Annotated in this window: 22 protein-coding genes and 1 riboswitch; of the genes, 2 read left to right on the forward strand and 20 right to left on the reverse strand. The window is 40.0% G+C overall.

All coding sequences use genetic code 11. The features are described from left to right. Window positions 1-54 precede the first annotated feature (54 nt). Complete coding sequence (locus ACQKIH_RS02470) at window positions 55-420, reverse strand: response regulator (RefSeq protein WP_427763246.1); 366 nt, start codon at window positions 418-420, stop codon at window positions 55-57. Between the two features lie 155 nt (window positions 421-575). On the opposite strand from ACQKIH_RS02470, the gene ACQKIH_RS02475 reads away from it, so the two are divergent. Beyond that, a complete protein-coding gene (locus ACQKIH_RS02475) occupies window positions 576-1,115 on the forward strand; it encodes a DUF2529 family protein (RefSeq protein WP_427763248.1) in 540 nt (179 codons plus the stop codon). A 90-nt stretch (window positions 1,116-1,205) separates the two neighbouring features. Here ACQKIH_RS02475 and pyrG read toward each other — a convergent pair whose 3' ends face one another. The 14 genes from pyrG to ACQKIH_RS02545 form a co-directional block, all read right to left on the reverse strand. Next, window positions 1,206-2,810, reverse strand: coding sequence for a CTP synthase (gene pyrG, locus ACQKIH_RS02480; protein WP_427763249.1), 1,605 nt, complete (start codon window positions 2,808-2,810; stop codon window positions 1,206-1,208). Window positions 2,811-3,041: 231 nt separating this feature from the next. Beyond that, window positions 3,042-3,608, reverse strand: a complete 567-nt coding sequence (gene rpoE, locus ACQKIH_RS02485) for a DNA-directed RNA polymerase subunit delta (RefSeq protein ID WP_427763431.1) — start codon at window positions 3,606-3,608, stop codon at window positions 3,042-3,044. A gap of 75 nt (window positions 3,609-3,683) precedes the next feature. Beyond that, window positions 3,684-3,842 (reverse strand): hypothetical protein, encoded by a 159-nt coding sequence (locus tag ACQKIH_RS02490; protein ID WP_427763251.1) that lies wholly within the window; start codon window positions 3,840-3,842, stop codon window positions 3,684-3,686. Window positions 3,843-4,058: 216 nt separating this feature from the next. Next, window positions 4,059-7,301 carry a fused isobutyryl-CoA mutase/GTPase IcmF gene (gene icmF / locus ACQKIH_RS02495; RefSeq protein WP_427763252.1) on the reverse strand — a complete coding sequence of 1,081 codons (3,243 nt, stop codon included), beginning with the start codon at window positions 7,299-7,301 and terminating at the stop codon, window positions 4,059-4,061. A gap of 102 nt (window positions 7,302-7,403) precedes the next feature. Further along, window positions 7,404-8,039 (reverse strand): TetR/AcrR family transcriptional regulator, encoded by a 636-nt coding sequence (locus tag ACQKIH_RS02500; RefSeq protein ID WP_057986699.1) that lies wholly within the window; start codon window positions 8,037-8,039, stop codon window positions 7,404-7,406. Between the two features lie 3 nt (window positions 8,040-8,042). Beyond that, a complete protein-coding gene (locus ACQKIH_RS02505) occupies window positions 8,043-9,179 on the reverse strand; it encodes an acyl-CoA dehydrogenase (RefSeq protein ID WP_427763253.1) in 1,137 nt (378 codons plus the stop codon). Between the two features lie 45 nt (window positions 9,180-9,224). Next, the gene (locus ACQKIH_RS02510; protein WP_427763255.1) at window positions 9,225-10,361 is read right to left on the reverse strand and encodes an acyl-CoA dehydrogenase; all 1,137 of its coding nucleotides are present in this window, start codon (window positions 10,359-10,361) and stop codon (window positions 9,225-9,227) included. 12 nt (window positions 10,362-10,373) lie between these two features. Beyond that, entirely contained in the window at window positions 10,374-11,225 is an 852-nt protein-coding gene (locus ACQKIH_RS02515; protein ID WP_427763256.1) for a 3-hydroxybutyryl-CoA dehydrogenase, read from the reverse strand. Between the two features lies 1 nt (window position 11,226). Beyond that, entirely contained in the window at window positions 11,227-12,429 is a 1,203-nt protein-coding gene (locus ACQKIH_RS02520) for an acetyl-CoA C-acetyltransferase (protein ID WP_427763258.1), read from the reverse strand. A 190-nt stretch (window positions 12,430-12,619) separates the two neighbouring features. Further along, window positions 12,620-14,878 (reverse strand): (Fe-S)-binding protein, encoded by a 2,259-nt coding sequence (locus ACQKIH_RS02525; protein ID WP_427763259.1) that lies wholly within the window; start codon window positions 14,876-14,878, stop codon window positions 12,620-12,622. Window positions 14,879-15,316: 438 nt separating this feature from the next. Beyond that, complete coding sequence (locus ACQKIH_RS02530) at window positions 15,317-15,877, reverse strand: cob(I)yrinic acid a,c-diamide adenosyltransferase (RefSeq protein WP_427763261.1); 561 nt, start codon at window positions 15,875-15,877, stop codon at window positions 15,317-15,319. A 46-nt stretch (window positions 15,878-15,923) separates the two neighbouring features. Next, window positions 15,924-17,387, reverse strand: a complete 1,464-nt coding sequence (locus ACQKIH_RS02535; RefSeq protein WP_427763263.1) for an adenosylcobinamide amidohydrolase — start codon at window positions 17,385-17,387, stop codon at window positions 15,924-15,926. Further along, window positions 17,387-18,385, reverse strand: coding sequence for a FecCD family ABC transporter permease (locus ACQKIH_RS02540; protein WP_057986686.1), 999 nt, complete (start codon window positions 18,383-18,385; stop codon window positions 17,387-17,389). The genes ACQKIH_RS02535 and ACQKIH_RS02540 overlap by 1 nt, the downstream gene beginning before the upstream one ends. Further along, window positions 18,378-19,340, reverse strand: coding sequence for an ABC transporter substrate-binding protein (locus tag ACQKIH_RS02545; protein ID WP_427763264.1), 963 nt, complete (start codon window positions 19,338-19,340; stop codon window positions 18,378-18,380). Before ACQKIH_RS02545 ends, ACQKIH_RS02540 begins: the two co-directional genes overlap by 8 nt. A gap of 147 nt (window positions 19,341-19,487) precedes the next feature. Continuing rightward, a riboswitch (cobalamin riboswitch) is annotated at window positions 19,488-19,674 on the reverse strand. Window positions 19,675-20,262: 588 nt separating this feature from the next. Here ACQKIH_RS02545 and ACQKIH_RS02550 point away from each other — a divergent pair. After that, window positions 20,263-21,012, forward strand: coding sequence for a polysaccharide deacetylase family protein (locus tag ACQKIH_RS02550; protein WP_427763432.1), 750 nt, complete (start codon window positions 20,263-20,265; stop codon window positions 21,010-21,012). A gap of 116 nt (window positions 21,013-21,128) precedes the next feature. Here ACQKIH_RS02550 and ACQKIH_RS02555 read toward each other — a convergent pair whose 3' ends face one another. From ACQKIH_RS02555 to ACQKIH_RS02575, 5 genes are all read right to left on the reverse strand, one after another. Further along, window positions 21,129-21,884, reverse strand: coding sequence for an amino acid ABC transporter ATP-binding protein (locus tag ACQKIH_RS02555; RefSeq protein ID WP_057986680.1), 756 nt, complete (start codon window positions 21,882-21,884; stop codon window positions 21,129-21,131). A gap of 12 nt (window positions 21,885-21,896) precedes the next feature. Beyond that, entirely contained in the window at window positions 21,897-22,607 is a 711-nt protein-coding gene (locus ACQKIH_RS02560; RefSeq protein ID WP_236706799.1) for an amino acid ABC transporter permease, read from the reverse strand. A 12-nt stretch (window positions 22,608-22,619) separates the two neighbouring features. Then, window positions 22,620-23,330 (reverse strand): amino acid ABC transporter permease, encoded by a 711-nt coding sequence (locus ACQKIH_RS02565; RefSeq protein WP_057986678.1) that lies wholly within the window; start codon window positions 23,328-23,330, stop codon window positions 22,620-22,622. 75 nt (window positions 23,331-23,405) lie between these two features. Continuing rightward, window positions 23,406-24,275 (reverse strand): transporter substrate-binding domain-containing protein, encoded by an 870-nt coding sequence (locus tag ACQKIH_RS02570; protein ID WP_427763265.1) that lies wholly within the window; start codon window positions 24,273-24,275, stop codon window positions 23,406-23,408. Then, the gene (locus ACQKIH_RS02575; RefSeq protein WP_427763266.1) at window positions 24,272-25,450 is read right to left on the reverse strand and encodes an acyl-CoA dehydrogenase family protein; all 1,179 of its coding nucleotides are present in this window, start codon (window positions 25,448-25,450) and stop codon (window positions 24,272-24,274) included. The genes ACQKIH_RS02570 and ACQKIH_RS02575 overlap by 4 nt, the downstream gene beginning before the upstream one ends. Window positions 25,451-25,632: the final 182 nt, after the last annotated feature.

Genomic DNA, 25,632 nt, shown 5'->3' on the forward strand with positions numbered 1-25,632 from the left:
AAAAACAGACAGTGTTCGCTACTGCCTGCAAACGAGTTCATGTATTTTTTCTTGTCAATCGGCTAAAATTTTTCCCACTTCATCGCGTACTTCAAATATATTGAACGGTTTTGTAAAATATCGAATTGCTCCTAATTCCATCGCCTTATCAATCATATCCTGTTCTCCATATGCAGTCATCATCACTACGGGTAAATTTATTTTAAGTGATTTTAATCGGGTTAAAATTTCTAATCCGTCCATGCCTGGGATTTTCATATCCAAAAGAACACAGTCAATTACCTTATTTTGAACAATATTTAATGCATCGATTCCATTGGCTGCAAGATGTGTGATAAATCCTTCTTTTTTAAATACTTCACTTAATAACAGACGGATCCCTTGCTGATCATCAACAATTAAAATTTCTTTTAGTTTCAAATTCATCCTCCTTAAGCATTTATGGTGAACTAACTTAATTTGACTATATCTGTATAACTTAATTCGATTCATTTTATATATCTCCTGCTTAATTTAACAAATTCCTATTTTGCTTTTTATTATTCTCGCTTTTATAATAGGCATGAGGTGGAATTATGTCGAAAATTTTAACAACCCAACTTTCAGGACTTCTTCAGCGCATTCAGCAGTCTGAGGAGGACGCGATTGAAGAAACTGCTAGACTGCTTGCACAAGCTACGATTGGACAAGGTACTGTCTATTTTGCATGCTTCGGCGAAATGGACGGCGTGGCCTTGAATGCACTTCATGGCGCTGCACCATTTGTCAATTTTGCAACGTATTCAAATGAGGTGACGCTTTTATCTGCTGATCGCGTAATTATTTTTACTCGTAGTGGCAATGATGAAGATGCAGTTTTTCTTGCCCGTCAATTAAACGCAGCATTCATTCCTTTTGCGGCAGTCGCAAGTGAGGTAGCGAGCGAAACAAACGGATTAAGCGAGTTAGCGTACACATATATTTGCTTGAAAATGCGCGGTGGAATTTTGCCCCATCCAACAAATCTTGGTGAGCGTATCGTGATGCCCCATTTAATCGCTGCCCTTTTCGTTTATGAAGCAATCAAAATGGAATTTGATGAAATGATTTCGGATGACGATGATTTTGATGAGTAAAGATAAGTCTTTATGTAAAACTCAAACTGAATTATAAAAGCTGCGATTTTGACTTACCATCAAAATCGCAGCTTTTTACTTTGGCTAAAATTATTTACGGTTATTAAACGCCGCACCAACAAACTCACGGATTAATGGCTGTGGACGTTGTGGACGAGAAATTAACTCTGGGTGGAATTGACCAGCTACGAAGAATTTCTTCTCTGGTAATTCAACAATTTCAACTAATTTATTGTCAGGAGATACACCTGAGAATACCATGCCTGCCGCTTCCATCGCTTCACGGAATTCATTGTTGAACTCGTAACGGTGACGGTGACGCTCGTACACTAACTCTTCACCATTGTAAGCATTGCGTGCTACTGTACCGTCTTTTAATTTACATGGATATAAACCTAAACGTAATGTACCACCTAAATCTGTATCTTCAGATTGATCTGGTAAGAAGTCGATAATTGGATATTTTGTATCTTTATCTAATTCTGTTGAATGTGCACCTGCTAAGCCCATCACATTGCGTGCGAACTCAACTGTTGCTAGCTGCATACCTAGGCAAATACCGAAGAATGGCACATCTTGTTCACGTGCATAACGGATCGCTTCGATTTTCCCTTCAACTCCACGATCACCGAAACCACCAGGTACGATAATACCATCTGCTTCACTTAGTAATTCCGCAGCGTTTTCAGCGTTAATGACTTCTGCATTAACCCAATCAATTTCGATATCTGAATTGTATACATAGCCTGCATGTTTTAATGCTTCTACAACAGAAATATAAGCATCTTGTAACTCTACGTATTTACCAACTAACGCAATACGTGTTTTGCTTTCTAAGTTTTTCACTTGGTGCACTAGCGCTTTCCAATCTTCCATATTTGCTTTTGGTGCATCGATACCGAAGTGGTCTAATACGATTTGATCGAAACCTTGTGCAAGTAAGTTTAATGGTACTTCATATAAATGTTCAACGTCACGAGATTCGATAATATCTGATGCACGAACATCACAGAATAACGCGATTTTATCCTTCATGTCTTGTGGGACAGGCTGTTCTGTACGTAAAACGATAATGTTTGGTTGGATACCTAATGAACGTAATTCTTTTACAGAATGCTGTGTTGGTTTAGTTTTCATTTCACCAGCAGCTGCGATGTATGGCATTAATGTACAGTGAATATACATAACATTGTTATGTCCTAAATCACGACGCATTTGACGGATTGCTTCTAAGAATGAAAGTGATTCAAAGTCACCAACCGTACCACCGATTTCTGTAATAACTACATCCGCAGAAGTTTCACGACCTGCACGTTGCACACGGTCTTTAATTTCATTTGTTACGTGAGGAATTACTTGAACAGTGCCGCCGTTATAATCGCCACGACGCTCTTTATTTAATACAGATTGATATACCTTACCTGAAGTTACTGTTGAGTGTTTCCCTAAGTTAATGTCGATGAAACGCTCATAGTGACCTAAATCTAAGTCAGCCTCTGCGCCATCATCTGTTACGAAAACTTCACCATGTTGGTAGGGGCTCATTGTACCTGGATCAATATTTAAATACGGATCAAATTTTTGAATTGTAACTTCAAGACCACGATTTTTTAAAATACGACCTAAAGACGCCGCTACAATCCCTTTACCTAGTGAAGAAACTACCCCACCTGTTACGAAAATATATTTTGTCATTATAATTTCCTCCTCATAAGTTATATTAGAAAAGCTGGGTGCAAAAGCATTCCACGCTATCATACATACCACTATTCTTCTCTACTATGAAAAAATAAAAAACGCTCCTCCTGCATTTAGTGTGCAGGGGGAGCGTATAGTTTATACGGTCAATCTCCTTTTAAAAGGAGCCCAAGTAAAAGATTATACGGAACTGAAAAAGAAGTCAAGAACTTTCAACTCAAATAGGAGTTATTTTAAATCCTCTTCGTCGTCTTCCTCTTCTTCGTCCTCGTCTTCTTCGCCTTCGATAATGAAACTTTCTTCCTCATCGATTATTTCTTCATCAAGATCCGTGTCGATATCTTCAATTTCTTCTTCCACGAACTCAACGTCTTCCTCTTCTTCTTCTTCTTCTTCAATGAACTCATCGAAATCTTCATCGAATACTACATCTTCTTCGTCAAGGTCAACTAAATCTTCATCATCGTCGTCTGTAGCTTTTGATTTTTTCTTGCGTGCTTTAATTGTAGGAGCTGTTTCTTCTTCAATAGTCTCCACTTTATACCACTCACGTAAACCCCAACCATTTTCATTGTTCAAAAGGAAGCGTCCTTCTACGTTTAAGTCAGTATAAAATTGTACTAAACGCGCTTTTAAATCGGCATTTGAAATACCATTTAAAGCTTGGATTTCTTTTAATAAATCATTTAATGGCATCGCCTGTTTTTTATCTTCTAAAATTGCGTATGCTAAGTCGATTAACGACTCTTCTGCTATTTGTTCTTTTGTCATATCACGAAAGTTCAAATCATGCACGTCCTTTCTTTTTACACATGTCATATCATTTGTATGATATCCATTATATACAAACATCCTATCACTATGCTAGTTTCATTTCTTGTTTTTTAATTTCGTCGCTTTTTTATAGGCTACATAAAACAAAACTAATGATAAAAGAAGGAGCGGTATAGCAGCTAATTGCTGATTGTATAAAAAGAAAGTGCCGATTAAACAAGCTAAAACTAAAATATAATAAATATATTGCCCCACTACATCGCGCCTCCTTTACTAGACAATTTTATAATGTTTTTAAGAGGATTTATTGTAATTTTTTTGTCTAAGGATAGTATAACGAAATTTGTAGTCATTCGTCGCGATTTCGTTCGTAATTTCTTATTTTTTTTTAAAATCTACATTTACATGCGGATTAATTTCAGAATTTATCCGCATGTTCATGAATTTCAGGATCATTAGACACTTCATTTATTACATATTTCTTCGGTATTGGCCGCCTACTTCATAAAGGGCATTTGTAATTTGACCGAGGCTTGCTACTTTTACGGTTTCCATTAGCTGCTCAAAAATATTACCGCCTGCTTTAGCCACTTCTTTTAATTGCTCAATTGCTGCTTTACTTTTACCTGCATGCGTTTGTTTAAAGCTTTCTAAATTGGCAATTTGCAGCTCTTTTTCATCTTTAGAAGCACGTGCGATTTCCATATTGTCGATTGCATCATCTGAAGGTGGATTTGGATTTAAGTACGTGTTCACTCCGATAATCGGCAATTCACCTGAATGTTTTAAATGTTCATAGTGCATCGATTCTTCTTGAATTTTCCCACGTTGGTATTGTGTTTCCATCGCACCAAGTACACCGCCACGATCATTCATGCGGTCAAACTCTTCTAGTACCGCGCGTTCAACAAGTTCTGTTAGCTCTTCAATAATGAATGCACCTTGTAATGGGTTTTCATTTTTTGATAAGCCATGCTCTTTCGTAATAATCATTTGAATCGCCATCGCACGACGAACCGATTCCTCTGTTGGTGTCGTAATCGCTTCATCATACGCATTTGTATGTAGCGAGTTACAGTTATCTTGCAATGCCATTAATGCTTGAAGCGTCGTACGAATATCATTGAAATCGATTTCCTGCGCATGCAAGCTACGACCCGATGTTTGAATATGATACTTCAGCTTTTGTGAACGCTCATTCGCCGCATACTTTTCACGCATAACAACTGCCCAAATACGACGTGCTACACGACCAATTACCGTGTACTCTGGGTCCAGTCCATTTGAGAAGAAGAAACTTAAATTTGGTGCAAAATCATCTATATGCATGCCGCGACTTAAATAGTACTCCACATAGGTAAAGCCGTTTGCCAATGTAAAGGCAAGCTGCGAAATCGGATTGGCGCCCGCTTCGGCAATGTGATAGCCCGAAATGGATACTGAATAGTAATTACGTACTTTTTGATCAATGAAATATTGCTGAATATCCCCCATCATACGAAGCGCAAATTCCGTACTAAATATGCATGTATTTTGACCTTGATCTTCCTTCAAAATATCCGCCTGAACTGTACCACGAACGACTTGCAACGTTTTTTCGCGCGTCGCTGTAAATTCCTCCACAGTCAATGTACGTCCAAGCTCTTGCTCGCGGAGTTGCACTTGCTGGTCGATTGCTGTGTTCATAAACATCGCTAAAATAATCGGTGCCGGTCCATTAATTGTCATTGAAACAGAGGTAGATGGTGCACATAAATCAAAGCCTGCATACAGTTTTTTCATATCCTCTAATGTACAAATACTGACACCCGATTCCCCAACTTTCCCATAAATATCAGGGCGAACATGTGGGTCCTCACCGTACAATGTTACCGAGTCAAAAGCTGTTGACAGGCGCTTTGCATCATCATCCTTCGATAAATAATGGAAGCGCTTATTTGTACGCTCCGGTGTACCTTCTCCAGCAAACTGACGCTTCGGATCTTCGCCTTCACGCTTGAACGGGAATACGCCTGCTGTGTACGGGAATTCACCTGGCACATTTTCTGCATATACCCACCGTAAAATTTCACCATAATCTTTAAATTTCGGTAATGCCACTCGTGGAATTTTCAAACCGGATAATGATGGCGTTCTTAAAATTGTTCGGATTTCTTTATCACGTATTTTCGTAATGAGCTCGTCACCTGCATAATCTTCTTTTAGCTTTACCCAGTTATTTAAAATACGCTTCGATTCTGCCGACAGTTCATTATTTACTGATTCAATTAACGTTTGGATAGAAGCGATCAATGCTGTTTCACTTTCTAGTAATTGCGCTTTTGTCCCTTCCAACTGATACAATTTCGTCGCGAATGCCGCTTGCTGTTCCGACGTTTTATGATATGTTCGAATTGTTTCTGTAATTTCACGTAAATAATGGCGGCGATCATTCGGAATAATGACATTTTGCTTTTGTGTTTTAATAAATTGCTCATAGGAAGTTTCCCAACTCACCCCAAACTTGTCATTAATTTTTTGGACAAGTGCGGCAAATAATGAGTTTGTTCCTTTGTCATTAAACTGTGATGCAATCGTGCCATATACCGGCATCTCATCTAAATTCGCATCCCATAATTCACGCGAACGCTGGTATTGCTTTTGCACTTGGCGCATCGCATCTTCTGAGCCTTTGCGTTCGAATTTATTAATCGCGATTAGGTCGGCATAGTCAATCATATCGATTTTCTCAAGCTGTGTTGGCGCACCAAATTCACTCGTCATAACATACATGGAAAGGTCGGTATAATTAGTAATTTCAGCATCCCCTTGCCCAATACCGCTCGTTTCAACCAAAATTAAATCAAAGCCTGCTGTTTTCACAACATCCAGTACATCACCAATCGAAGCCGATAATTCCGTGCGAGAACCGCGTGTTGCCAAGCTGCGCATATAGACGCGTTTATTGAAAATTGCATTCATACGGATACGGTCTCCAAGTAGTGCCCCACCTGTTTTTTGCTTCGTCGGGTCTACCGATAAGATGGCTAACTTTTTGTCCGGGAACTCCTGTAAAAAACGTCGAATTAATTCATCCGTTAATGATGATTTCCCCGCGCCACCTGTTCCTGTAATCCCAAGTATCGGTGTGTTACAGCTTTTTGATCGCGCAAGCTCAAGCATTGCCTCAACCTCTGAACTACCACCGTTTTCAGCAGCCGTTATTAAATTCGCTAACACTTCTGGGCGCTCCGTCGATACTTGTTCAAGTTGCTCAGCATAATTCCCGTGCAATGTCGTAAAATCAGAGCCTTCTAATTGTTTATTAATCATGCCTTGAAGCCCTAATTGTCGCCCATCCTCAGGTGAGAAAATGCCTGCAATTCCGTATTCATGCAGTTCTTTAATTTCCCTCGGTAAAATTACACCGCCACCACCGCCATAAATTTTAATATGGGGCGCACCTTTTTCACGCAATAAATCATACATATATTTAAAATATTCGATATGACCACCTTGGTAAGAAGAAATGGCAATCCCCTGCGCATCTTCATGAATCGCAGCATTAACCACTTCTTCAACAGAGCGGTTATGCCCTAAATGAATCACTTCTGCTCCGCTCGATTGCAAAATTCGTCGCATTATATTAATCGAGGCATCATGACCATCAAATAAACTAGATGCCGTAACAAATCTCACATAATTTTTTGGACGATACACAACTGCTTTTGTCATTTCGAAAACCCCTTTGTTATTGTGAAATAATTAAAAGAATACCTCTTGCTAAAAAACGCCATGTAAAGCAGCTCTACAAAATTTGCTCTACATGGCTTCTCCCTACTTTTCCCCTTGCATAATCCCTTGTAAAAACAACGCTGTTTGCAATTCAATATAACGGTCGATTGTATAGTGTTTTTTTAAAGCCCATCTCCGGAATGCCCAACTTTGCCCTTGTACAACGACATGATTGGCCGCCAAATAAATGGCTTCATCTGGAAGAGAAATGGCGTTACACTTTTTGCAATTTCGTAAAATTCGTTCGAAAACCGCAACCATCTCTACTTCCTTATCGAGCACGTAATGCATCGCCTCTTTTGGCAATGATTTTGTTTCTTGATACATGATCGTAAATTCGTCTTGCATACTATCAATTAACAAGTAATACGCGCGAATCGCTTCTTTTAAATCGTCAATCGTTCCTGCATTCGCTGAAAACTGCGATAAACGATTGATTACCTCATCAAATATATTGTCACAAACTAAAAACAGCACATCCTCTTTTGTACGAATATATTCATATAATGTACCAATGCTAAATCCTGCTGCTTTTGCAAGTTCACGTGTTGTCGCGCGATGAAACCCTTTTTCTTTAAATAACTTTACCCCTGCATGGATAATTTGTTGTCTGCGCTCGATTACTTTGTTTTCATCCTTGATTGTTGTTCCGACACGCAATTTATCTATATTTTTCATACATTATTTCGTCAGCATGCGCGAAATTACTAGGCGTTGAATTTCCTGTGTACCTTCATAAATTTGCGTAATTTTTGCATCACGCATATAGCGTTCTACTGGATAATCTTTCGTATAGCCGTAGCCACCAAACACTTGCACCGCTTCTGTCGTTACTTTCATCGCTGTATCTCCAGCAAGTAACTTGGCCATTGCAGACGCTTTTCCGTATGGTAAATCATTCGATTCCAACCAAGCTGCTTGATATGTTAGTAAACGAGATGCTTCGATTTCTGTCGCCATATCCGCTAATTTAAAGGCTACCCCTTGATTCGCTACAATTGGCTTACCAAATTGCACACGTTCTTTCGCATAATCCACGGCTGCATCAAGTGCCCCTTGTGCGATACCAACTGCCTGTGCTGCAATACCGTTACGACCACCATCTAATGTTTTCATGGCAATGACAAAACCTTGCCCTTCTTCACCAAGCATATTTTCCTTTGGTACACGGCAATTTTCAAAAATAATTTCTGTCGTTGGCGATGAACGAATACCTAATTTCCGCTCTTTTTTCCCTACTGAGAAACCTGGGAAATCAGCTTCTACAATAAATGCTGTCGTTCCGTTTTTAGACTCTGGATCTGTCACTGCAAATACGACATAAATATCCGCTACGCCACCATTTGTAATGAAAATTTTCGAACCGTTCAATACATAATCATCGCCATCTTTTACCGCATATGTTTTCATGCCGCCTGCATCAGACCCTGAGCTCGCTTCTGTTAAACCGTAAGCACCGATTTTCTTTCCTTCAGCCATTGGGCGCAAGTATTTTTGCTTTTGTTCTTCATTACCAAACTTGTAAATCGGCCAACCTGCAAGTGATGTGTGAGCTGATAATGTTACCCCTGTCGATGCACAAACGCGTGACAACTCTTCTACCGCGATACAATAAGCTAAATAATCAAAGCCTGCCCCGCCGTACTCTTCTGGCCATGGAATACCTGTTAATCCCAACTCCGCCATTTTATCAAAAATGCCACGGTCAAATTCTTCATGCTCATCGCGATGTTCTGCTGATGGTGCTACTTCATTCACTGCAAAATCACGAATCATTTCACGTAATTGTTGATGTTCTTCTGATAATTGAAAGTTCATTTTATATTTCCCCTTTGTTTTGAAGTTTCTTTATTTCATTTCATCTCATCCCATGACATGTTTGCTAATTACAATCTTTTGAATTTCACTTGTGCCTTCGTAAATTTGTGTAATTTTAGCGTCTCGGAAATAGCGCTCTACTGGATAGTCCTCGGTGTAGCCGTAGCCACCGAAAATTTGCACCGCTTCAATCGCTGTATCCATCGCGGTTTGTGAAGCAAATAGCTTAGCCATTGACGCTTCTTTTCCGCATGGTAAATTTTGCGAACGTAAATGCGCCGCGCGATATACGAGTAATCTTGAGGCTTCCACGGCAGTTGCCATATCCGCTAATTTAAAACCGACACCTTGTTGCTGGGCAATCGGTTTCCCAAATTGAATACGTTCTTTGGCGTAAGCTGTTGCTGCTTCTAATGCCGCTTCAGCAATGCCTAAACTTTGAGCAGCAATGCCAATCCGCCCAACATCTAAATTAGCAAGCGCAATTTTAAAGCCTTCTCCCTCTTCCCCTAATAACTGGGTAGCCGCAATGCGCATATTTTCAAATGTTAATTGGACCGTTCTTGAGCCGTGTAAGCCCATTTTTCGTTCATCTTTCCCGACAATGAACCCCGCTGTATCTTTCTCCACAATAAATGCTGAAATTCCGCGTGAACCTGCCTCTGGATTCGTTGAGGCAAAGACAATATAAACATCTGCCTCATCGCCATTTGTAATAAATACTTTTGAACCGTTTATTATATAATCATCGCCATCACGGACCGCGCGTGTTTTTAATGCACCCGCATCACTTCCTGCATTCGTCTCTGTTAAGCAAAATGCCCCTAAATATTCCCCACTTGCAAGCTTTGGTATGTAGTGCTTTTTTTGCTGTTCATTGCCAAAATATAAAATGGGATTCGTCCCAACTGATGTATGCACGGATAAAATAACACCCATGACCGCACTTACTTTTGATAGCTCATTAATCGCGATAATATATGAGGTGAAATCCATTGCCGCCCCGCCATATTGCTCAGGTGAGGTAATGCCCATCAAGCCAAGATCACCCATTTTTTTAACGATTTCTCTTGGGAATTCTCCTGCTTCCATCCGTTCTATAAAAGGTTCAATTTCCATTTTTGCAAAATCACGAACCATGTTGCGCATCATAAGTTGTTCATCTGTAAATTGTAGATTCATGATAATCTCCCCCTATTCGTATACGTAAAAACCGCGCCCCGATTTTTTACCGAGCCAGCCTGCCGCCACGTATTTTCGAAGGAGTGGGCATGGACGATATTTACTATCACCAAGTCCTTCATGCAAGATTTCCATAATCGACAAACACGTATCCAGCCCGATAAAGTCTGCCAATGTTAATGGCCCCATCGGATGATTCATTCCCATTTTCATCACATCATCAATTGCTTCTTTCGTTGCAACACCTTCATATAAGGCATAAATCGCTTCATTAATCATTGGCAATAAAATACGGTTGGCAATGAAGCCTGGGAAGTCATTTACTTCGACACCCGTTTTGCCTAGTTGCTTTGTCATCGCCGCAACTGCTTCATATACTACATCCGCCGTTGCTAAGCCGCGAATAATTTCAACAAGTTTCATGACAGGTACAGGATTCATAAAGTGCATACCGATTACCTGTTCCGGACGATTTGTTACTGCTGCAATTTCTGTAATTGGCAGGCTTGATGTGTTCGTCGCTAAAATGGCATGTGCTGGTGCGATACGATCAAGCTGTCGGAAAATGGCTTGCTTCACTTCCATATTTTCAACAGCCGCCTCAATAATAATGTCCACTTTGCTCGCATCTTCAATGGATAAAGACATCGTAATTCGTGAAAGGATTTCCTCTTTTTCCTGCGTTGTTTTACGTCCTTTTTCCACATCACGTGTTAAATTTTTCGTAATCGACTTCATACCACGCTCAAAAAACTCTTGTTTCATATCGTTTAAAACGACTTGATATCCTGCTTGTGCACAAACTTGCGCAATGCCCGATCCCATTTGTCCTGCGCCGATGACCATAACCGTTTGAATGTTCATGCTATTTCTCCCCTTCGCCTTGTACTTGAATTAAGATGGCATCCCCTTGACCGCCACCTGAACAAATTGCTGCGATGCCGAGCCCGCCACCTCGACGCTTCAACTCATATGCAAGTGTCAATATAATACGTGCCCCACTTGCGCCAATCGGATGGCCTAATGCTACTGCGCCACCATTGACATTTACTTTTTCTGGATCCAGTGCCGCCAGCTCATTACTAACAAGTGCTACTGCGGCAAAGGCTTCATTAATTTCGATTAAATCAATTTCTTCTAGTGACTTTCCTGCTTTTTTAAGTAATGCATTAATGACAAGTCCCGGTGTTTGAGGAAATTGTTCTGGTGCAACGCCGATTTCTGCATGTGCGATAATTGTTGCTAATGGTTGGCGATTTTCCTTTTGTGCACGTGCTTCACTCATTAACACGAGCGCACAAGCACCATCGTTTACACCTGGTGCATTTCCAGCAGTAATCGTTCCCTCTTGACTGAATGCTGACTTCAATTTCGAAAGCGCTTCCATAGTCGTTCCTTTTCTTGGTGCTTCATCTTGTTCAATTAGGAATGGTGGACCTTTACGTTGAGGAAGCCCTACTACGGCAATCTCCTGCGCAAATTTTCCGTCCTCTATTGCTGCAAGTGCGCGTTCATGACTGCGAACAGCCCACGCATCTTGTTGCTCACGGCTAATTTCAAATTGCTCTGCTGTTTCATTTCCGTAAACACCCATATGTACTTGCTGTGGGTTAAATGCACATGTTAGCCCATCATGTAATAATCCATCCACTAAAGTTGCGTCTCCCATTCGCAAACCGAAGCGTCCTTTTGGCATATAGTACGGCGCATTGGACATGGACTCCATGCCACCTGCTACAATAATTTCCTCGTCCCCTAAACGAATCAATTGATCAGCAAGTGTCACACTACGCATTCCCGATGCACACACTTTATTAATTGTTTCTGTTTTAACATGCCACGGAATCCCTGCTTTTGATGCTGCTTGTCGAGAAGGAATTTGCCCTTGACCTGCTTGTAAAACGTTCCCCATAATGACTTCTTGTACATCATCTGCTGCAACATTCGCCTTTTCTAAAGCCCCTGCAATCGCAATACCGCCTAAATCACTTGCAGAAAAAGTGCTCAACACCCCACCGAATTTCCCAAAAGCTGTTCTTGCGCCATCTAAAATCACTGTTTTTGACAATCCATACACCCCTTTGTTTGATTGACTGGAAAACATTTTATTTAATTTTCTTCAGTAGCTGACTGAACGCTCGCTCAATATGATTGTGTATAAAATGGGAGTACTATGTCTCCCATTTCCATTTTACAAAATCTAAAAATATTAATCAACCGAATTTTTAGAATTTAAAGTTTTATCGTAATATTATTCTTTAAACGTTTTTATTTTCAGATATAGCCGGTATTTCTTCAACAGTAGATCCCTCACCACTTACAGTCACTGCTTCTTTCACTTGAACTTCTTCTACAACTGGAGTCGTTTCCTCAAGCACTTCTGCAAGCTCCTCTTCTTCAGTAGAAGCTACCTTCGTTCCAAAAACAGCGCGTTCTAATAATTCCGCGATGTCATAAGTACCAACTGTATCATCTACTTCTTTTGCTTTCGTGCCATCTGATAGCATCGTTAAGCAGTACGGACAGCCGGATGAAATGACCGATGCCTCTGTTGCAATCGCTTGCTCTGTGCGGGCAACATTTATGCGGTTTCCAACATGTTCTTCCATCCACATTAAACCACCACCAGCACCACAGCACATTCCTTCTTCACGATTACGTGCCATTTCCACAAGCTTCACACCTGGAATGCCTTTTAAAATTTCACGTGGTGGATCGTATACATCATTGTAACGACCTAAGTAGCAAGAATCATGGAATACTATTGTTTCATCCACACGGTAATTCATCGTCAAACGGCCTTGCTGGATTAAATCGTATAGCATTTCTGTATGATGTAGTACTTCACCTTTCCAGCCAAAATCACCGTATTCATTTTTGAAAATATTATATGCATGCGGGTCAATTGTAACGATTTTCTTCACATCATTTTTGTCGAACTCATCAATATTTGCCGTTGCCAGCTCTTGGAATAAAAACTCATTTCCTAAGCGACGCGGTGTATCTCCAGAGTTCTTTTCCTTGTTACCTAAAATCGCAAATTTCACACCTGCTTCATTCATCAACTTAGCAAAGGCTAAAGCGATTTTTTGTGAGCGATTATCAAATGCTCCCATCGAACCTACCCAGAACAAGTAGTCCATTTCTTCGCCAGATTTTTTCAATTCTTTTACTGTTGGAATCGAAATTGTTGGTTCAAGGTCACGCCAGTTTTCTTTTTCTTTACGGTTTAGACCCCATGGATTACCTTGGCGCTCGATATTTGTCATCGCGCGTTGTGCATCTGGATTAACCTTGCCTTCTGTCATTGTTAAGTAACGGCGAAGGTCAATAATTTTATCCACATGCTCATTCATAACTGGACATTGGTCTTCACAGTTACGGCATGTTGTACAAGCCCAAATTTCTTCCTCTGTAATAACATCACCGATTAAAGATGGGCTATAAATGTTATCAATTACCGCCCCTTCTGCACCAGCAGCCATTGCAAGCTGATTTCCTTGTGTGTTTTTAAAGAATGAAAAAGGTACCCACGGCTTTTGCTTCGTTTCTACAGCACCTGTAAATGTTAAGTGATCGCGCAATTTTACGATTAAATCCATTGGCGATAACATTTTCCCTGTACCCGTTGCAGGACACATATTTGTACAGCGACCACATTCCACACACGCATATAAATCGAGCATTTGCTTTTGTGTGAAATCATGAATTTTCCCAACACCAAGTGGAGGCATATTTTCTTCATCTTCTGCTTCCTCTAATGCTGCAAAGTCAATCGGACGTAATGTCCCCATACGCTCTTGACGGTTGGCAAATACGTTCATAATCGACGTAATTAAGTGGAAATGCTTCGATTGCGGAATATATACTAAGAATGTTAATAGGAATAGTAAGTGTGCCCACCACATTACATAAAAAATCCCGATAGCTGCTGTTTGTGGCAACCATTGGAACAGCCATGCGATGCCCGATGCAACTGGCTCAGCACCTGTTAAACCATGATCTTGCCAAATTAAGCCCATTCCGTTTGCTACTAATGTCGATAGCATTAGCCCACCGATGAAAATAAGTACAAGTCCATTTTTAAAGCCTCGTTTTAAGCGGACAAGCTTTTCCACATAACGGCGGTAAAACGCTGTAAATACGGCTACTAAAATAACAAGTGCTACGATTTCTTGGAAGAATGTAAACACAGGATATAAGCCAACGAGTGGCAAATGTGTACCCGGTAGTAACCCCTTCAAAATTAAATCAATCGCACCAAGTTGCACGAGTAAAAATCCATAGAAGAAGAAAACATGCGTTAAGCCCATTTTCTTATCCTTTAACAATTTAGACTGTCCAAACACTTTTTCTACGATATCGCCGATGCGGGCCGATAGTTTTTGCTCGAACTCTTCTTTTCTACCTAATTGAATAAAGTCATAGCGTGTTTTTAATAAATAAACGAATAAACCAAGTGCATATAGTAACACAGCACCGAAGGCTATCCAATTGACGATCAATAATACATTCATAACGCTCCCCCTTTTAATCTAAAATTCCAAACCCCTTTGTTAGAAAATTTCTTCAATTTATCTATATCCTCATTTTAGTTATGAGTGAGCATTCAGTCAACACTATTTCTAATAAATTGTGAAGATTTGATATAATTATTAAAAAAGCTAGCTTAACGATTTTTTAATCGTTAGCTAGCTTTTTAACTCGATTCAGCATAATTTTACTACTTCAAAAGTGAGGAATGTATACAAAAAACGCAGTTCTATTCAGTGAGGGTTCAAACATCAGCTGAATCAGAGGAACTTAGGCTAAGGACGCCGCGTCATGCGGCAACGCCTAAGTGACCAACATCGTGTTGGCCTAAGCCCCCGGCGGATGTCACAGATTTTAAGGGGAAGCTTTTCGAGCGAGCTCGAAAAAATCTGGACGCAATTACGTCAAGCCGTAATTGATTGTTATTTAAACACATTTGCACTGCGAATATACTCGACATCTGGAATAGATAATCGGCTGTTTGCTATACGCGCTGCGGCAAATAAATAATCTGATAGTCTATTTAAATACTTTTGAACAACTGGTGATACATCGTCAATTTCCTTCATGAGTGTCACCGTTTCACGCTCTGCACGGCGCGCCACAGTACGTGCAATATGAAGAGTTGCCGCTGCTGGTGACCCACCTGGTAAAATAAAACGTTGCAATGGTGGGGCTTCTTCAGATAAAGCATCAATCCGTTGCTCCATTATAATAATTGGCTCTTCTTTTAACTTATAGTGACGTTCTTTCATGACATTGGCTAAGTCACCACCGCCATCAAATAGTTCATGCTGGATGGCCGTTAAATCTGCAATAATATCTGCAAATTTACCTTTTTCTAATTCGGAAATCGCCTTCCCGATGAAAGAATTCAGCTCATCGATTGTGCCATATGCTTGGACGCGTAAATGATCTTTGTCGACACGGCCTCCAATAATGCTTGTTTTCCCTTTATCGCCTTGCTTCGTATATAGTTTCATCCCACTCACCCTTTCGTAATTGGTCCATTTCACAATAAATGAGTAACTATTTCCCAGCTTGCTTATACTTTACGATTGCCGCCATTGTCGTTTCGAAAACGCCTCGACCAATTAATTTTCCGACTTCGGTAATCGGTCCTGCATAGGGCATTTCCTCGCCTTGCTGTGTCGCGGCAATTAATAAACTATCTGTTGCCGTGCCCGTAGCAATCGTTTTCGTTTGTTGATCGACAACTTGCTGCTCTGCAAATGCTTTTGTTTTCGCTTCAGTTGCAGTAATCATCGCTTGAATAAACGCTTCATCGGACAGCTTGCCATTGACAAAAACCCATGTATTCACCGTCCCAATATGAAATGGCTCATCTCGTAAATAGGCTTTCGTGACATCAATCCCATTGCCAACACCCGCCGTTACCATAACGACGATTTCACAACTGCCGGATGAAAAAGCTTGAATTTCCGCACAATTCATAGCCACTGCCGTCAACATAACAACCGTATTTGTCGGAGCAAACTGATGTTGTTGTAAAAAGGCAACCGTTTCCTCATTCACCTTATTTATATCATAGTAAGGAGAAATAGCGCGATTTAAAAAGCTTTCGTACCAGCCGATCCCTGCATTATGTACCGCGGACGAAACTACTTTTAACGGGGCCTCTGCAGTGTATTCAATATAGTCCTTAGTTATGCGAAAATCCCCCACCGCTACCTTAGCGAAATTGCGTTGCATCTCCTTCGCTGGTAGCATCGTAATTTGTGGTTTCGGTAATTCAGGATGCGGATAGGTAGCAATTCGCGCTTGATAAACGTCTTCAATTCGCCCTTGTAAAACAACTTCATGCGGCAATCCAAACGCGCGCATCTCTCCATCTTCTAACAGTAATAATTCATCACAATAAAGTGAGGCTAAATTAATGTCATGGAAAATGGATACGACCGTTAAGCCATTTTGTTCCACTTGCTGGCGAATCATATCTAAAATTTGCTTTTGATGTGCAATATCTAAATGGTTCGTTGGTTCGTCTAATAACAGCAGCTCCGAGTTTTGCGCTAATGCTTGTGCAATAAATACACGCTGCTGCTCACCGCCCGATAACAGCTCTAAATAATGCTCTTTATAGCGCACCACACCCGTTTGTTCCATCGCCGTTTGTACCGCCAATTCATCTTCTTTTGACCACGAAGAGAAAAAGCCACTTTGGTGTGGGTAACGCCCTAAAGAAATCGCATCATAGACAGTATTTGAAAAACTGCTCGCATGTAATTGAGGGAGCACCGCCATTTTTTTAGCCAACTGTTTCACAGAATAGCTTTCAATCGTTTGCCCGTCTATTATAATTTGCCCGTCTTGCGGTTTGAGTACACCACTAATAATTTTTAATAATGTCGATTTGCCACTACCATTCGGGCCAAGTATGCCAAGAATTTTTCCCTTGTCTACTTGAAATGACACATTTTTGACAATCGGCTTGTCGCTATAGCCACCTGAAATATTTTTCACCTTTAGCATTATGCCCCACCCTTTCTACGCTGCTTAAAGAAAATATAAGCAAACACTGGTGCACCGATAAATGCTGTAATAACACCGATTGGTAGCTCGACTGGTGCAATAATTGTCCGTGATACTAGATCACAAATGACGAGTAAGCTTGCGCCATTCAATAAGGAAATCGGTAGTAAATGACGATGATCCGCTCCAATAATGATACGTACCATATGCGGGATAACAAGGCCAACAAAGCCGATCGTCCCTGACACGGCAACTGAAGCCCCTGTCAGCATCGAGCCACCTACCAAAATCATAAATTTACTACGTTTCACATTGACACCTAAATACTTCGCACGTTCTTCTCCATAGATCATCGCATTCAATTCACGGCGTTGTAGCCAAATAATGACTACCCCTATAACCATAAAAGGTACAATCATTTTCACATAAGGCCAACCGCGCATCGAAACGCTTCCTAAAAGCCAGCCAATAATTTCTCGTAACTCTTCTCCCGTTAATGCGACCATTAATGAAATACAAGAACCTAAAAACGAACTAAAAATAACACCTGTTAAAATAAGTGTTTCCATTTTCAGTGTGCGGTCTACCATTCGAGCAAAGCTTAATACCGCAATCATCGTCAATAATGCACCAATCATACTAAATACCGGTAATGTAAAGCTTCCTAAAAACGGAATCGAAATACCTAAAAAAATCGTCATGACCGCACCAACTGAGGCACCTGAAGAAATCCCTAATGTATACGGATCGGCTAATGGATTTTTGAGCAACCCTTGAAAAGCTGCCCCTGCAATAGCTAAAGAAGCACCAATAATAGCAGCTAAAATAACACGGGGCATCCGAATGTTCCATAAAATACTGTGGGCAACGGGATCAGTCCCCTTGTCCCACAATGTTGAGATGGGAATAGTAACCGATCCAATTGACACACCGAACCACACGCTTACTAGCAGCAATACTACCGAAACTAAATAAGCGAATGCGTATTTTTTATTCACCGAAAACCTCTGGGTAAATTGTTTGTGCAATTGATTGAATCCCTTCTACAATACGAGGTCCTTGACGACTTGTTGTATCCGAATCAATTAAATGTACATTTCCTGATTTAACTGCATCCATTTCGGCATACGCTGGATTCGATAAAATTGCCTCAACATCGTCTTTATACGTTACTAAAATCACGTCCGGATTATCACTTACAAATTGCTCTGCGCTATATTGCGGCCAGTCTGGTTGTGTCACACTATTTTTAACGCCAATAGTACTAAGCATTTCATGAATAAACGTTCCTGTACCAACTGCGTATAAATCTGGATTCGTACCTACAACGATAAATGCCGATTTGCCATCTAAACCAGCTGCCTTTGTTGTGATTTCTTCAATATCCTTTTGTATAATAGCTACCATCTCTTCTGCTTGTGCTACCTTACCTGTTAATTGGCCCATTTGCTTCATCGTTTCATATGTTTCTTCAAAATTCACTGCATTTTTTACGACAAATACAGGAATGCCCATCGCTTCTAACTGCTCCATACCCTTTTCAAAGTTGTACATGCCTGATCCATGCGCAAATACGATGTCTGGTTTAAGTGATGCTATTAGCTCTAAATTAAATTCCATCCCGCCAACTCTTTCCTTTGTCGCTACTTGCTCTGGGAAAGTGTCATTGTCTGATACGCCAACAATCTCTTCGTCTAAACCTAAGCCAAATAAAATTTCAGTATTTGAAGGGGTAAGAGAAATAATACGTTCTGGTTGTTTCTCTAATGTGATCTCTCTTCCTATTGAATCCGTTACCGTTACAGGGAACTGCGCAGCTGCACTGTCCTCACCTTTTGCTGTTTCGTTTTGTTCTGTATCATTTGTTGCAGGCTTTGAATCTTCTGCGCCACAGCCTACAAGTACGAGCATTGCCATAAATAATAGCATCGCTAAATTTTGTATTTTTTTCATTTCCTTTTCCTCCTACATTTTACATAGCCTATCTAGAATACGCCCTTCAACCAAAAGAAAGAAGCCTCCAACTCGGGAGACTTCTATTGATGTATGCAAATAATTTCGAAATAACAATTATAAGCCACTCCCGATCCACGCAGGTTTACTATTGGCAATGTAAAGGCAGGTCTCCTGGCTCATGCATGAACACTTGTTGACACCTTCCCAAATTTCTTCAGTGGTTTTTTTCAACAAACTTGCATTTACAGTGGCGGGACCGCATCGGAATGAAACCGATTTCCCTTTTAATCCTCATTCGTCCATTTGGAAAACTTATTTTTTACAATAAATCTCCCACACTTACTTTTAAGAACCTTCACATTCTTTATTAAATTAATAGGCTATTCTATTATAGCGGAAGAATGAATGTTTGTATGTAGATAAGCGGGAGTTTTCAGATATATTAATTAAAATCAAGTATGTGTGCTTTTTTTACTTTACTTCGAAATAAAGTCCAGTCCTAAATGGTAAATTCCCCATCTTATAAGCAGGACTGAAAATATCTGGGCTGCCATTTCATTTTTAATTAATCTAAACTTTTTAATCACTTGGCCCGTCAAATAGTTAGAACGTATTTGCGACATGTTTAAAATTAGAAAAAATTGAACATTTTATCATGACATAGACAGATAGGCTTAAACACTCAAAATTACAACAGGAGGATTTTATCATCATGAGATTACAACAAGATGAGTATGCCAAAAGAATAAAAAAAAGAAGATTACGAATTGTAATGATTATACTGGTTATGCTAGTTCCTACTTTTTTCACTGGTTTTATTGTAGGGAAATCGTATGCTAACAATGAAAAAATTATCAAGCAAGATGTAACTGATAAAGTAGAACCTTCGATTATCCAAGGTAAAGAACAAACTAATCTAATGGAAGATTCTTTAGAACACGCTAATTCTGACGTAAACAACAACACCCAACAAAATTCGACAGAGAAGGTAGAAGCCTCAATCAGCCAAGATAAGGAACAAACGAAAAAACAAGCAAGTACTGAAGAAAAACCTTTAGAGAAAGTGGTCTACCTAACATTTGATGATGGTCCTAGTAACCTCACGGACCAATTTCTAGACGTCTTACACCAGCAAGATGTGAAAGCAACCTTTTTCATGCAAGGAAGCAACCTGTTAAAAGAGCAACTCCAGGAAAGTGTAAAACGCGCCACAACAGAAGGTCATTATATCGGTGCCCATAGCATGACGCATGAATTCAAAACATTATATAAGGAAAATCAGTTTGTGCCTGAGATGAATGAAACATTAGCACTAATTCATGAGATTACAGGTTCAAAATCCCATTTAGTTCGGCCACCATATGGTTCTGCACCAGGGTTGAAAAGTGAACAGATTCGCAACCAAATTGTAGACGCAGACATTAAAGTTTGGGATTGGACAATTGATTCCAATGACTGGACGTTAAAAGATAATCCAGCCCAAATTATAGAGAATGTTAAAAGTGGCACAAATTCTGATAGAGAAGTTGTGCTAATGCACGAAAAACCACAAACTTTGGCGGCACTTCCAGGGATTATTGCATTTTACAGAGAACAAGGATATAAGTTTGTCGTATATGATGAAGCTAATCATTTCGACCTCAACTTTCAGAAGGATCCGCGTCTCTAATCTCTTAAAAAGGCATCTACATAGATACACCTGATTATTCAAATATTAGGTTAATCAATAAAGAGGCCAATATGTTATGAATGACATCGCATGTGAAAAATCACCAATTCCTTCTCTTATATATGATACGAATAATCATCTGGCAACACGCGTTGAAGGAATCGTTTTGTACGCTCCTCTTTTGGCTGGACAAAAATCTCATGTGGCGTGCCCTCCTCAACAACATTGCCACCATCCATAAAGATGACGCGGTTTGCCACATCACGTGCGAATGACATTTCATGTGTTACAACAAGCATCGTCGTTCCTTCTCTCGCAATATCCTTCATAACCGTTAGCACTTCTCCGACAAGCTCCGGGTCTAGTGCTGACGTAGGTTCATCGAATAAAATAATATCTGGATTCAAAGCAACCGCGCGAGCAATGCCAACTCGTTGCTGTTGCCCACCAGAAAGCTGACTTGGATAGGCATCGTATTTTTCAGCTAAACCGACCCGATTAAGCGCCTCTTTTGAAATTTTTAACGCTTCTTCTTTTTTCAAGCCGCGCCCGATATAGAGACCTTCCGCCACATTTTCAAGTGCCGTTTTATTGTTAAATAAATTATAGTTTTGAAATACAAAAGCCGTTTTTTTACGAATGGCTAAAATGTCCTTTTTCGATGCATTGTGTAAATCCACTTGAATCGTATCAAAGCTGGCTGTGCCTTCATCTGCACGTTCTAAGAAATTGATACAACGGAGAAGTGTCGTTTTGCCAGAGCCACTCGGACCTAAAATAACAACAACATCCCCTTTATCAATTGTTAAATCCACACCTTTTAAAATTTCATTCTTCCCAAACGTTTTATGCACATTTTTAATTTCTAACATTTTGCACTCCCCCTACACTAGACGTAATTGATATCGACTTAATCTCTTTTCATACCATTTAAATAAATATTCAACAGCGATACAAATGAGTAAATACACAATGAAAATATCAAGATATGCTTCTAAATAGTTGTAGCCGAAATTAGCTTCTACTTTTGCTTTCAACGTAATTTCTTGAAGTGAAATCGCGTAACCTAGTGACGTTGCTTTTATTAAATTGATCGTTGCCGTACATAAATTTGGCATTGCTGCAACTAAAGCTTGCGGGATGATAATACGTCGATACGCTTGCCATGTTGTCAGCCCAACTGAGTGTGCCGCCTCAATTTGCCCCTTGGATACGGTTTGTAATGCCGAACGAAAAACTTCGATTAATACAGCGGTCGTATTGAACGAGAATATAATAAACGCATACCAAAGTGGGTTAATTTCATAGATTGGGTAATCAATCTCATATTTCTCGAATAGCCCATTTAGCAGAAGTGGAATCGTTGCATATAGCACAAATATTTGAATAATAATCGGTGTTCCACGGACGAATGAAATATATAATTTCGCAAATGAATTGAGCACCGGTATTTCATAAATGCGCGACAAGGCGAGGAAAAAACCAAACGGAACTGCGATTAGTAATGAAATAACCGTGACAAGAAGTGCTACTGGAACACCACTTAATGCTACAAAAAATGTATCAATTAAAAATTTCCAATCAATGAATCCCATCAAGTGTCCCCCCTATGTCGCCCGAATTGGTTGCTTCCCTTTTTGAAAGATTTTTTCAAGCAAGGCAAATATTTTTTCAATGATAATGGCAAGTAGCCAATAAATAACCGCCAGTGCGATAAAAATTTCCAATGTATGCGTTCCATAATTATTCGCAATAATTAAATTCGCCTTTCCAACAATGTCGATAAAACCAATAGTGTAGGCGAGCGCTCCCTCTTGTAAAACCGAGATGAAACCATTTCCAAAGTTCGGTAGTGCAATAACAAATGCTTGTGGAAAAATAATTCGTCGGTACGCTTGAAATGGTGTTAACCCAACACTGACAGCTGCCTCGAATTGACCACGGTCTATCGCTAAATACGCTGACCGAATGACCTCAGACATCATCGCCGCAAATTGTAAGCTAAATGTGATGACGACAAAAACACCGGTTGAAACATTTTGCAAATCGACACCGAAAAGATTTTCAGCAAATGCTGGGACACCGTAATAAACTAAAAAGAGTAAGACGATTGAAGGTGTACAGCGCATAATCGTTGTATAACCTTCCGCTAACACGCGCAGCCATTTGTTGCGACTTAATTTTGCTGCCGCTAATCCAAATCCCATGATTGAGCCACAAATGACTGACAACACGGCAATATAAATCGTAATCCATAAATAAGGGAGCAATGCGGGTAATGCTGACCAAATATAGGATAGATCAAAATACTTCTCCATTTGCTTGCCACCTCCTAATCGAGTTTTTGAGTGAAAGGAGCTGCTAAGAACAAACCCTTAAGTAGCCCCTTCTATTTAACGCTTTACTGAATCGAGTACTTCAAATAAATCCTTACCGTAAAACTCGACGGTTAGCTCCCGTAATGCATCCGTTTCTTTTAATTCAGTAATCGCTTGATCATAAGCATCTGCAAATTGTTGTTGTTTTTTATTAAATAATGGCCATGTTTTAATAACCGCAAACTGGTTATAAACAACATCGTCTTTCAAATTGTAATACGGGCCACCTTCTGTTAAAACTTGCCCGTTGAAAGCACCTTCAATAATAACGCCACCATCGACACGCCCTTCATTTACCCATTGCACTACATCTACGGAAAATTCCTCGCCAGCCTTCAAGTTTACTGGATTATCCGGATTTTCCTCATTGTATTCAGCGATTACGGTATACTGCGCGTTATTCGCTGCAATCGGCGCTAACTCAAACCCAGCCGATGCAAAATCACTCAAATTTTTAATCTGTGCATCTTCTTTTTTCAAAACAAGCCCTGCACTACTTAACCCTAAAAATTGCTGTGGGAAAATATATTTTTGTGTACGCTCTTCTGTCCAAAAGGCATTTTTTACACCGACATCATATTTCCCTTGCTCCACACCGATTAATAAATCATCGCTAGTTGTACCGACATATTGGAATTCATAGTCTTCTAGCGCTTCATCCACGAGTTTCATAACTTCTACATCATAGCCTGTTGCATCACCCTTTTCGTCAATGTACGACATCGGTTTACTTGCCTGATCGTAAGCTACTTTGACGATTGTTACACCGTCTTTCGTCTCTCCTGCTGAAGCTGAACTTGAATCCGGATTATTTCCACAAGCGGACAATAGCGTTACTGCGGTAAAACTGATTGTTGCAAATTGGATTATTTTTTTTACGTTCATGTTAAAACCTCTTTCTTTTTTAAGTTTTCGTTAATAGCCGTTTCAGCTAACTTTTTAATCGTAATATCATCCATCGGTGGGTTATGAAGCCCCGCACGTACATCGCGGTAATAGCGTTGCAATGGATTTGAACGCTGTAAACTTTTCGCACCGACCAAGCGCATCGCCTTATCAACTACTTGAATCGCGGTGTTCGTTACTACATGCTTGGCGATATTCACTTCATTTGTAATTGTCAATTTCGTCTGCGGGTTGCTGTACAATTGCGCCACCCCATAAAGCGTAAATCTTGCATTTGCTAACTCTAAATCCATCTCGCCGATTAAGTTTTGCACATTTGGCAATTCAGCAATTGTTCCTTGAATACTGTTCGGTGAGTGCTGCGTTGCAAAGTTGACCGCATAATCACGAGCTGCTTGCGCAATACCTAAATAAGTAGCAGGAATTAATAACAACCAACCGTTTAATTTAAAACCTGTAGAATAACTCGGAATTTCAACCAAAGAAGACCGCTCTACGCGTACATTGTCGAGTACAAGGTCATCACTACCTGTGCCTCGCATCGAAAATACATCCCAAGTATTATCGACTGATACGCCTGCAGCTGTTTTTGGTACGAGGAAAAATCCTAAATGATCCTCTTCTTCTACCCACGCAGATACTAAAAAATAATCTAAATCTGGTGCACCACTCGTGTAATTTTTGCGTCCATTTATTATATAAAATTCACCGTCTTTTTTTGCCGTCGTTGCTGGTCTACCACCGCGCACTGGACTGCCCATCGCAAACTCACTTACTGCGCGGTTAATCGTCGCACCTCGGTTGACTTCCTGTGCAAAGGTTTCCAACTTGGATTGCTCCCAATAACGATTTTCAAAAAGCTCCCCAATATTTTGAATCGTCCAAGATGCCGCTAAACCCGTGCTGCCACAATAGCTCGATAATGTTTCATGTGCTAACACCGCGTCGTAAACAGTAAAGCCTTCCCCACCAAACTCTGCTGGTAATGTTGTTTTTGTATAGCCGATTTCACGTAGTTTTTTAAAATTTTCAAAAGGAAATACTGAATCCTCATCTATTTGCTGGGCACTTTGTGTAAAATCTTCTTCCAAAGTCGCAAGCTTCTCCAACCAGTATCGTTGTTTTTCTGTCTGAACAAATAATTTTTTACTCAAATGAAACGCCACCTTTTCTAATTGATTTAGTATCGTTTTGAACTGTTGCGTTTAATCATACTTTCAGAATATTCCAAAGTCAATAATTAATTCCAAGTTTTTTTATAGGAATAGTTAATTAGTTAATTTGGCATCCTTTTTATACGCAAAAAAGACCAGCCGCTTTCTCATTTAAAAGAAAG

Source organism: Solibacillus cecembensis (assembly GCF_050272495.1).
In the GTDB taxonomy this organism is placed as follows: Bacteria; Bacillota; Bacilli; order Bacillales_A; family Planococcaceae; genus Solibacillus; species Solibacillus cecembensis.